The sequence below is a fragment of the Rhodococcus sp. 06-221-2 genome (assembly GCF_002258365.1).
Lineage (GTDB): Bacteria > Actinomycetota > Actinomycetes > Mycobacteriales > Mycobacteriaceae > Rhodococcoides > Rhodococcoides fascians.
In genome coordinates this window covers 1-3,504 of record NZ_NOYJ01000005.1, presented here as the reverse complement: position 1 = coordinate 3,504, position 3,504 = coordinate 1, and the positions used below count along the sequence as shown (strand labels likewise).

Sequence of the window (3,504 nt, the reverse complement as noted above, 5' to 3'; positions counted from 1 at the left end):
GGTGGCTGGTGCTGCTGTGAGTCTGGGTTGTGTGTGTTGTTTGAGAATTGCACAGTGGACGCGAGCATCTTTGTTGTAAGTAATGAAGAGCGTACGGTGGATGCCTTGGCACCAGGAGCCGATGAAGGACGTAGGAGGCTGCGATAAGCCTCGGGGAGCTGTCAACCGAGCTGTGATCCGAGGGTGTCCGAATGGGGAAACCCAGCACGAGTGATGTCGTGTTACCCGCATCTGAATATATAGGGTGTGTGGAGGGAACGTGGGGAAGTGAAACATCTCAGTACCCACAGGAAGAGAAAACAATAGTGATTCCGTGAGTAGTGGCGAGCGAAAGCGGATGAGGCCAAACTTTGTGCGTGTGATACCCGGCAGGGGTTGCGTATGGAGGGTTGTGGGGTTTGCATTGTCGATTCTGCCGGATCGGCCGACAGTGAGAAATTGTGGTGTTAGTCGAAGTGGTCTGGAACGGCCTGTCGTAGAGGGTGAGAGTCCCGTAGACGAAAACATTGCAACTGTCGTTGTGGATACCCAAGTAGCAGCGGGCCCGTGAAATCTGCTGTGAATCTGTCGGGACCACCCGATAAGCCTGAATACTCCCTGGTGACCGATAGCGGACTAGTACCGTGAGGGAAAGGTGAAAAGTACCCCGGGAGGGGAGTGAAATAGTACCTGAAACCGTGCGCTTACAATCCGTCAAAGCCGTCGAGCAGTTTACTGTTGGTGGTGATGGCGTGCCTTTTGAAGAATGAGCCTGCGAGTTAGTGGCATGTCGCGAGGTTAACCCGTGTGGGGTAGCCGTAGCGAAAGCGAGTCCGAATAGGGCGTATCCACGTTTGTGGTGTAGTGGCGTGTTCTAGACCCGAAGCGGAGTGATCTACCCATGGCCAGGTTGAAGCGACGGTAAGACGTCGTGGAGGACCGAACCCACTTAGGTTGAAAACTGAGGGGATGAGTTGTGGGTAGGGGTGAAAGGCCAATCAAACTCCGTGATAGCTGGTTCTCCCCGAAATGCATTTAGGTGCAGCGTCACGTGTTTCTCACCGGAGGTAGAGCTACTGGATGGTCTAGGGGGCCTACAAGCTTACCGAAATCAGCCAAACTCCGAATGCCGGTGAGTGAGAGCGTGGCAGTGAGACTGCGGGCGATAAGGTTCGTAGTCGAGAGGGAAACAGCCCAGATCGCCAGCTAAGGTCCCTAAGCGTGTACTAAGTGGAAAAGGATGTGGGGTCGCGAAGACAACCAGGAGGTTGGCTTAGAAGCAGCCACCCTTGAAAGAGTGCGTAATAGCTCACTGGTCAAGTGATCCTGCGCCGACAATGTAGCGGGGCTCAAGTACACCACCGAAGCTGCGGCACTCACACAATAGCCCGCTGTTCCCTTGCGAGGGTTCAGCCAGGTGTGTGGGTGGGTAGGGGAGCGTCGTGCAGCCATGGAAGCATCGGAGTGATCCAGGTGTGGAGGCTGCGCGAGTGAGAATGCAGGCATGAGTAGCGAAAGACGAGTGAGAAACTCGTCCGCCGAATGACCAAGGGTTCCTGGGCCAGGTTAATCCGCCCAGGGTGAGTCGGGACCTAAGACGAGGCCGACAGGCGTAGCCGATGGACAACGGGTTGATATTCCCGTACCCGTGTAACCGCGCCCATGGTGAATCAGTGACACTAACCACCCTGAATCCATATGACTGATCTCTTTCGAGAGTGAGGCGTGTGGTGGATGCGTGGGACCTGATCTGGTAGTAGCCAAGCGATGGGGTGACGCAGGAAGGTAGCTGGGCCAGTCAGTGGTTGTACTGGTGTAAGCCTGTAGGGCGAACGGTAGGCAAATCCGCCGTTCATGAAGCCTGAGAGGTGATGCGTAGCCGATTGAGGCGAATTCAGTGATCCTATGCTGCCGAGAAAAGCCTCTAGTGAGTTGTTACACGGCCCGTACCCCAAACCGACACAGGTGGTCAGGTAGAGAATACTAAGGCGATCGAGATAACTATGGTTAAGGAACTCGGCAAAATGCCCCCGTAACTTCGGGAGAAGGGGGGCCCCTGCCGGTGATCACTCTTGCAGTGTGAGCTGGTGTGGGCCGCAGAGACCAGTGAGAAGCGACTGTTTACTAAAAACACAGGTCCGTGCGAAGTCGTAAGACGATGTATACGGACTGACGCCTGCCCGGTGCTGGAAGGTTAAGAGGACCGGTTAGCCAGTAATGGCGAAGCTGAGAATTTAAGCCCCAGTAAACGGCGGTGGTAACTATAACCATCCTAAGGTAGCGAAATTCCTTGTCGGGTAAGTTCCGACCTGCACGAATGGCGTAACGACTTCTCAGCTGTCTCAACCATAGACTCGGCGAAATTGCATTACGAGTAAAGATGCTCGTTACGCGCGGCAGGACGAAAAGACCCCGGGACCTTCACTACAGCTTGGTATTGGTGTTCGGTTCGGTTTGTGTAGGATAGGTGGGAGACTGTGAAGCGGTGACGCCAGTTACTGTGGAGTCGTTGTTGAAATACCACTCTGATCGTATTGGATACCTCAACCTCGGACCATGATCTGGTTCAGGGACAGTGCCTGGTGGGTAGTTTAACTGGGGCGGTTGCCTCCTAAAATGTAACGGAGGCGCCCAAAGGTTCCCTCAGCCTGGTTGGCAATCAGGTGTCGAGTGCAAGTGCACAAGGGAGCTTGACTGTGAGACTGACAAGTCGAGCAGGGACGAAAGTCGGGACTAGTGATCCGGCACCGGCAAGTGGAAGCGGTGTCGCTCAACGGATAAAAGGTACCCCGGGGATAACAGGCTGATCTTCCCCAAGAGTCCATATCGACGGGATGGTTTGGCACCTCGATGTCGGCTCGTCGCATCCTGGGGCTGGAGTAGGTCCCAAGGGTTGGGCTGTTCGCCCATTAAAGCGGCACGCGAGCTGGGTTTAGAACGTCGTGAGACAGTTCGGTCTCTATCCGCCGCGCGCGTAAGAAACTTGAGGAAGGCTGTCCCTAGTACGAGAGGACCGGGACGGACGAACCTCTGGTGTGCCAGTTGTTCCACCAGGAGCACCGCTGGTTGGCTACGTTCGGAAGGGATAACCGCTGAAAGCATCTAAGCGGGAAGCCTGTTCCAAGATGAGGTTTCTCACCCCCTCGAGGGGGTAAGGCCCCCGGCAGACCACCGGGTTGATAGGCCAGAACTGGAAGTACAGCAATGTATGCAGGTGACTGGTACTAATAGGCCGAGGACTTACCACAAAGAAGCTACGCGTCCACTGTGCAATATCTGAAACAACACACGAGTAGTTGTTCGATAACACAACCGAATACAGGTCCAAGAACGAAACACCACCCCTGACAGTATGTGGGGGATGTGTTCTCCGACTGAGACCGCTCGTGACACTGTTTCGCAGAGTTACGGCGGCCATAGCGGAGGGGAAACGCCCGGTCCCATTCCGAACCCGGAAGCTAAGCCCTCCAGCGCCGATGGTACTGCACTCGACAGGGTGTGGGAGAGTAGGACACCGCCGAACAC

The 3,504-nt window shown here is 55.2% G+C and carries 2 rRNA genes; both read left to right on the top strand.

The annotated features are described in order from the left end of the window. Positions 1 to 73 precede the first annotated feature (73 nt). Positions 74 to 3,227, top strand: a 23S ribosomal RNA gene (locus CH281_RS03380). A gap of 158 nt (positions 3,228 to 3,385) precedes the next feature. Next, positions 3,386 to 3,502 (top strand): 5S ribosomal RNA (gene rrf / locus CH281_RS03375). Positions 3,503 to 3,504 lie beyond the last annotated feature (2 nt).